The organism is Streptomyces sp. NPDC002328, from assembly GCF_042890065.1.
Classification (GTDB): domain Bacteria; phylum Actinomycetota; class Actinomycetes; order Streptomycetales; family Streptomycetaceae; genus Streptomyces.
This window is the reverse complement of record NZ_JBIARQ010000002.1, coordinates 715,879-722,421: the sequence shown is the minus strand read 5'-3', so window position 1 is coordinate 722,421 and position 6,543 is coordinate 715,879. Positions and strand designations below refer to the sequence as shown.

7 protein-coding genes and 2 rRNA genes are annotated in these 6,543 nt (G+C 69.8%); all 9 read left to right on the top strand.

All coding sequences use genetic code 11. From position 1 onward, the window contains the following. A 23S ribosomal RNA gene (locus tag ACFYX4_RS09695) occupies positions 1–73 on the top strand; the annotation flags it as partial. A 91-nt stretch (positions 74–164) separates the two neighbouring features. Continuing rightward, positions 165–281 (top strand): 5S ribosomal RNA (gene rrf / locus ACFYX4_RS09690). An 88-nt stretch (positions 282–369) separates the two neighbouring features. After that, entirely contained in the window at positions 370–1,026 is a 657-nt protein-coding gene (locus ACFYX4_RS09685; RefSeq protein ID WP_389328590.1) for an HAD family hydrolase, read from the top strand. 60 nt (positions 1,027–1,086) lie between these two features. Next, a complete protein-coding gene (locus ACFYX4_RS09680) occupies positions 1,087–2,337 on the top strand; it encodes an MFS transporter (RefSeq protein WP_389328587.1) in 1,251 nt (416 codons plus the stop codon). Continuing rightward, the gene (locus tag ACFYX4_RS09675) at positions 2,288–3,460 is read left to right on the top strand and encodes an acetoin utilization protein AcuC (protein WP_389328584.1); all 1,173 of its coding nucleotides are present in this window, start codon (positions 2,288–2,290) and stop codon (positions 3,458–3,460) included. The genes ACFYX4_RS09680 and ACFYX4_RS09675 overlap by 50 nt, the downstream gene beginning before the upstream one ends. Before the next feature lie 310 nt (positions 3,461–3,770). Further along, positions 3,771–4,586, top strand: a complete 816-nt coding sequence (locus tag ACFYX4_RS09670) for a phosphatase (RefSeq protein ID WP_389328581.1) — start codon at positions 3,771–3,773, stop codon at positions 4,584–4,586. Between the two features lie 135 nt (positions 4,587–4,721). After that, positions 4,722–4,931, top strand: coding sequence for a helix-turn-helix domain-containing protein (locus ACFYX4_RS09665; protein WP_162655568.1), 210 nt, complete (start codon positions 4,722–4,724; stop codon positions 4,929–4,931). Between the two features lie 154 nt (positions 4,932–5,085). Further along, positions 5,086–5,184 carry a 30S ribosomal protein bS22 gene (locus ACFYX4_RS09660; RefSeq protein ID WP_003948845.1) on the top strand — a complete coding sequence of 33 codons (99 nt, stop codon included), beginning with the start codon at positions 5,086–5,088 and terminating at the stop codon, positions 5,182–5,184. Between the two features lie 285 nt (positions 5,185–5,469). Next, a complete protein-coding gene (locus tag ACFYX4_RS09655; protein ID WP_389328578.1) occupies positions 5,470–6,531 on the top strand; it encodes an NAD-dependent epimerase/dehydratase family protein in 1,062 nt (353 codons plus the stop codon). Positions 6,532–6,543: the final 12 nt, after the last annotated feature.

Genomic DNA, 6,543 nt, shown 5'->3' with positions numbered 1-6,543 from the left:
GTTGATAGGCCGGATCTGGAAGCACGGTAACGTGTGGAGGTGACCGGTACTAATAGGCCGAGGGCTTGTCCTCAGTTGCTCGCGTCCACTGTGTTGGTTCTGAAACCACGAACAGCCCCACTGGCTATGAAGTCGGTGGTGTGGCGTTCACAGTTTCATAGTGTTTCGGTGGTTATAGCGTGAGGGAAACGCCCGGTTACATTCCGAACCCGGAAGCTAAGCCTTACAGCGCCGATGGTACTGCAGGGGGGACCCTGTGGGAGAGTAGGACGCCGCCGAACAATCATTCAAAGAAATCCCCCGTGCCATTCGGCACGGGGGATTTCTGCGTTCAGGGCCGGGTCTAAGGCCGGGTCTAAGGTCGTGCCTATGGACTACGACCTGGTCATCTTCGACAACGACGGTGTGCTCGTCGACAGCGAACCCCTCTCCAACCGGCTGCTGGCCGGCTACCTGTCGGAGCTGGGGCATCCGACGACGTACGAGGACTCGATCAGGGACTACATGGGGTCCGCTCTCCACCGGGTCCACGACCTGGTGCTCGAGCGGACCGGGCAGCGGCTGCCGGCGGACTTCGACGACGTCTTCCACGCGCGCGTGTTCGTCGCGTTCGAGCGGGAGTTGGAACCGGTGCACGGAGTGGTGGGGGTGCTGGAGAAGCTGCGGGCGGACGGGGTGGCGTACTGCGTCGCCTCGTCGGGCAGTCATGCGCGGATTCGGACCGGGCATCGCAAGACCGGGCTGGACCGGTGGTTCGACGACGCGCGGATCTTCAGCGCGGAGGACGTCGGGCGGGGCAAGCCGGCACCGGATCTGTTCCTGCACGCGGCGCGGCGGATGGGGGCGGCCCCCGAGCGGTGTGTGGTCGTGGAGGACAGTCCGCTCGGGGTGCGGGCCGGGGTCGCGGCCGGGATGGACGTGCTCGGATTCACGGCGATGACGCCCGCCGAGAAGCTGGTGGGGGCCGCGCACTGCTTCTCCGGCATGCGCGAGCTCGTCGATCTGCTCGTGCGGGACCGAAGCTGAGGGAAATTCACCTTTGGCTGGATCTACCCACGGGTACGCCGGGGCCCTACGCTCGCCGCCATGACAGACGTACTGCGGCGTGGCAGGGCCTCGTTGGCGTTCAGCTTCTTCGCGCAGGGGGTCGCCTTCGCTCTGCTCGTGACGCGGATTCCGGCCATCCAGGACCGGTACGGCGTCTCCGACGCCTTGCTGCCCGTCTTCCTCGCCGCCGTGCCCGTCCTGGCCGGTGTCGGCAGTGTGGCCACCGAGCGGCTGGTGAAGCGGATACCGCCCAGTCAGGTGCTGCGCTGGTCGCAGCCGGTCGTGCTGCTTGCGCTGCTCGGGGTCGGGCTGGGGGAGCGGATGGCCGAGCTGGGGATCGCGCTCGCGGTCTTCGGTCTCGCCGTGGGAGCCCTGGACGCCTCGATGAACATGCTCGGGGTGAGTCTCCAGCGGGCGTACGAGCGCAGCATCATGCTGAGTTTCCATGCCGCGTACAGCCTGGGCGGGATCGTCGGGGCCTCGCTGGCGTGGGCGGGCGCGCACTGGCATCTGACGCTCTGGGTGTCGTATCTCCCGGTGGTGGCCGTGCTGTTGCCGGCCGTGCTGGCGGGGAGCCGGTGGTACGTCGACGCCCACGACGGGTCCGCTCCCGTTTCTGCCCCCGTACCCGCTGCCGGGGCTGTCGAGGCGGAGGGGCGGGCAGGCGGGGACGGTCTCGTCTTCAAGATGCTGCTGCCGCTGTGTCTGGTGATGACCTTCGCGTACATCGGGGACTCGACCGTCTCCAACTGGAGCGCGAAGTACCTCCAGGACGTGCTGGGGAGTTCGGAGCAGCTCGCGACCGTTCCGTACAACGTCTACATGGTGACCACGCTGCTCGGGCGGACCATCGGGGACTTCGGGGTGCGGCGGTTCGGGGCCGTGGTGGTGGTGCGGGCGGGTGCGGTGGTGGCGGCGCTGGGGTTCGGGGTGGTGGCCGTCGCGCCGGGGGCGTGGGCGGGGATGGGCGGGTTCACCCTCGTCGGGCTGGGGCTGTGCGTGCTGGTGCCGCAGACGTTCGCCGCGGCGGGGCGGCTGTTCCCCGGCGCGTCCGACGCGGCGGTCGCGCGGCTCAACGTCTTCAACTACGTGGGTTTCCTGGTCGGCTCGCCGTTGGTGGGGGCGCTGGGGGACGCGTGGAGCTATCGCGGGGCGATGGCGGTGCCGATGGTGTTGGTGCTGGTGACGTTGGTGTACGCCCGGTCGTTCGCTCCTCAACCGGACCGATACGGTGGCGGGCATGAGCGGCCGCGCACAGCTGATGTGGGACGAGGCAGTAACGGGGTATGACTTCGGTCCGGACCATCCCATGGATCCGGTCCGGCTCGCCCTGACGCGACGACTGGTCGACGCCCTCGGGCTCGATCGCGAGGTGGCGGTCGTGTCCGCCAAGCCGGCGGGGGAGTCGACGCTGCGGCTCGTGCACCGGGCGGACTACATCGAGGCCGTGAAGGCGGCGTCGCTGGATCCGAGGGGCGCGGACGCCTCCTACGGGCTGGGGACGATGGACGATCCGGCCTTCGCGGGGATGCACGAGGTGTCCTCGCTGATCGCCGGACTGTCCGTGGGGGCGGCGGAGGCGGTGTGGCGGGGTGAGGCGCTGCACGCGGTGAACTTCGCGGGCGGGCTGCACCACGCCATGCCGGGCGGCGCATCCGGGTTCTGCATCTACAACGACGCGTCGCTGGCCATCGCGCGGCTGCTGGAGCTGGGCGCGGAGCGGGTCGCGTACGTGGACGTCGACGTGCATCACGGGGACGGGGTGCAGGCGGCGTTCTGGGAGGATCCGCGGGTGCTGACGATCTCGTTGCACGAGCATCCCCGGACGCTGTTCCCGCAGACCGGGTGGCCCGAGGAGACGGGCGCGGAGTGCGCGCAGGGTTCCGCGGTGAACGTGGCGCTGCCGGCGGGGACGGGGGACGCGGGGTGGCTGCGGGCGTTCCACTCCGTGGTGCCCGAGCTGATTGCGGACTTCCGGCCGGACGTGCTGGTCACCCAGCACGGGGCGGACACGCACTTCGAGGACCCGTTGGCGCATCTCGCGGTGTCGCTGGACGCGCAGCGGGCCGTGCAGTCGGCCTGCCACGAGCTGGCTCATGAGCATGCCGGGGGGAAGTGGGTCGCGCTGGGCGGGGGCGGCTATGCGGTGGTGGACGTGGTGCCGCGGTCCTGGGCGCATCTGGTGGGTGTGGCGGCGGGGACGCCGGTGGCGCCGGAGACGGTGATCCCGGAGGGATGGCGGCAGGAGGTCTTCGCCCGGACCCGGCAGCTGGGGCCGATGCGGATGACGGACGGGCGGTGGCCGGTGGAGTGGGCGAGCTGGGACTCGGGCTACGACCCCGCGGACCGCCTGGACCAGTCGGTACTGGCCACTCGCCGGGCGGCTTTCCCCCTGCGGGGACTGCTGCCGTGACGGGCTGCCGGTGTGAGACGGAGGTGCCGGCGTGGCGGGGGTGGCTGCGGCGGGGCGAGGGTGGCCGGCGGGAGCCGGGGGTGTCGCCGTGGCGGGGGTGCCGGGGGCGGCGGAGCTGCCGGCGTGACGGGGCGAGGGTGGCTGGCGGGAGCGAGAAGCACCGGCGTGACGGGGGTGCCACTCGTGACGGAGGCGGTGCCGGGGGCGGGGGTGTCGGTTCGGGCGTCGGGGTGTGGGGTTCTTACGCCGAGCGTGTCCTTTTTCTCCGTTTCGGCGTCCTGGTGCGGTTCGGTCCGTCAGCATCGCTGGGGTGTTGAGTTCCGGTGGCCTCAGGGCGCATCTGCTGGCTGCCCGGTTGGCCGGGGTGGTGGCGACCTGCCGGGAGGACAGTCTTCGGCGCTACCGGTTGTTCGCGGCTCGGGATCCTCGGGTATTGATCGGACTTGATCCTGAATGGACCTGGTGTCAGCGCGATGTGATCGAGCTGATGGCGGACAAGTGTGGGGTTTCGGCCGATCCTCGGCACACATCAGGGCATGATGTGATCGACCCGAGCCGGACGATCGCCGCCCTGGACGCCTTCGCCGAGCGGCTCGCCGCGGTCGCCCAGCGTGGCGCTCCGGTGCTGCTGGGGACCGGGCACCCGCACCGGCTGCTCGGTTTCTACGCCGGGATCGCGGACGCTTTGTCGGCGGCGGGATGTGCTGTCCTCACCCCGGCGCAGGGTCGCTGTGTCGACATAACGACCCGGTTCGGTCTACGCACGTACAACCTCGACTACGTACGCGGTGTCGGGTTGGTGCGGGAACCAGGGGGCGAGCGCCCGGGTGGTGCGACCGGCGCACACACCCATTCCCCCCTCCCGGTTCGGCTGGCGCTGGCGGCGGCCGCGGAGGCCGGCGGCCCGCTGCCCGAGCTGGTGATCGGGGATCATGGCTGGGTCTGCGGCGCAGGTCAGCTGGGGTTCGAGGCGATGGGGCCGGCGGACACGGACGACCCCGCGCTGTTCGTGGGGGAGGCCGAGGGCTCGGTGTCCGTGGTCGTTCCACTTGATGACGCCGTACGGTCTGGTCACTACCGGCCGCTCACCCGCTACGTACTCAATCGGGCTTGTCTGTCACAGTAGGCCGCCGATGGGTGCACCTCTTCCCCACTCGCATCACCCGCCCCTACATTGGGGAGTGAGCACGCAGCGACGAAGAGTCACCGGAAGGGGAAGCCGGTGGCCGTCGAAGTCGAGTGCGGAAGGTTCAGGTGTGTCATGGCTGCTGACCAGAGGCCTCTGAGCGAGGTTCAGTTCCTTACCGTGGCGGAAGTCGCCTCGGTGATGCGAGTGTCGAAGATGACCGTGTACCGGCTGGTGCACAGCGGTCATCTGCCCGCGATCCGGGTGGGGCGGTCCTTCCGCGTCCCCGAGAACGCGGTTCACGAGTACCTCCGCGAGAGCTACGTGGGGGTGGAAACCGCCTGACCGACGTGGTCGGGGATCCGTCACAGGGCACTTCCGGATCCCCTCCACACCCTCGATTACGACCTCAGCGCTCGGGCGGGTAGGCTAGCCCCTCGTAGGTCGTATGGGCCCATGTCGCCCAGCACCGAGTGATGAGAAGTGAGCGAGGGTAGTCGTGGGCTCTGTTATCAAGAAGCGGCGCAAGCGGATGGCCAAGAAGAAGCACCGCAAGCTGCTCAAGCGCACGCGCGTTCAGCGTCGCAACAAGAAGTAAGTTCCCGACGCGCGAGCCGCGAAGGCGTGTGTGGCCCCCCATCGTGTATTCGATGGGGGGCCACACGCATAGCACGCGGCGGGACACGGCAGGACACTGCGGGACACGGCAGTACACCGCGGAACGACTGGCCGGTCTCGTCACTTCGTGCGCCGGGCAGTCATCACAGGGCAACACCGACCCGCTAAGTTGGCCCGCAGACGGGGAACGCGGCAGGGTACGAGCAGGGTGCGGCAGCACAGGCGGGACCAGAGGCGGGAACAGAGCGGAAGGAAGGCGCTGATCTTGGGCAAGGTCGTGCTCGTGACCGGAGTGGCCCGTCAGCTGGGGGGCCGGTTCGTGCGCCGGATCCAGCGGGACCCGGAGGTCGAGCGAGTGATCGCGGTGGACGCGGTGCGGCCCGAGCACCATCTCGGCGGGGCCGACTTCATCCAGGCCGACATCCGGCAGCCCGGCATCGCGCGGGTGCTCGCCGAGACCGGCGCCGACACCGTCGTCCACCTGGACGTGACGGCGACCGCGCTGGGCAGCGGGAGCCGGACCGTGGTCAAGGAGACCAACGTCATCGGGACGATGCAGCTGCTCGGCGCGTGCCAGAAGTCGCCGAGCGTGAAGCGGCTGGTGGTGAAGTCCAGTACGAACGTGTACGGGTCCGCGCCGCGCGATCCCGCCGTGTTCACGGAGACCAACCCGGCCAAGTCGCTGCCGAGCGGCGGGTTCGCGAAGGACACCGTCGAGGTCGAGGGATATGTGCGCGGGTTCGCCCGGCGGCGGCCCGACGTCGCCGTGTGCGTGCTGCGGTTCGCCAACATCCTCGGGCCGAGCGCGGAGACGCCGCTCGCCTCGTACTTCAAGCTGCCCGTGCTGCCGACCGTGCTCGGCTACGACCCGCGGCTTCAGTTCGTGCACGAGGACGACGTGATCGAGGTGCTGCGGATCGGCTCGCACGAGCCGGCGCGGGGCACGCTGAACAGCGGCACCTTCAACATCGCGGGGGACGGCGTGCTGCTGCTGTCGCAGTGTTCGCGGCGGCTCGGGCGGCCCACGGTGCCGTTGCTGCTGCCCGCCGTCACCTGGGCGGGCTCGTTGGTGCGTACGCTGGGGATGACGGACTTCTCGCCTGAGCAGATCCGGCTGCTCACGCACGGCCGGGTGGTGGCCACGGCCCAGATGCGCGAGACGCTGGGGTTCACGCCGAAGTACACCACCGCGGAGGCCTTCGCGGACTTCGCACGCAGTCAGGGGCAGGGGCTCCTGCCTCCCGAGGCCCTTGCGGGGGCCGTCGACCGGATCGCCGCGCTGCCCCTCGCGGGCGGCGGCCACCCCCCGACGCAGAGCGCCAACTGAGGAGCGCATCAA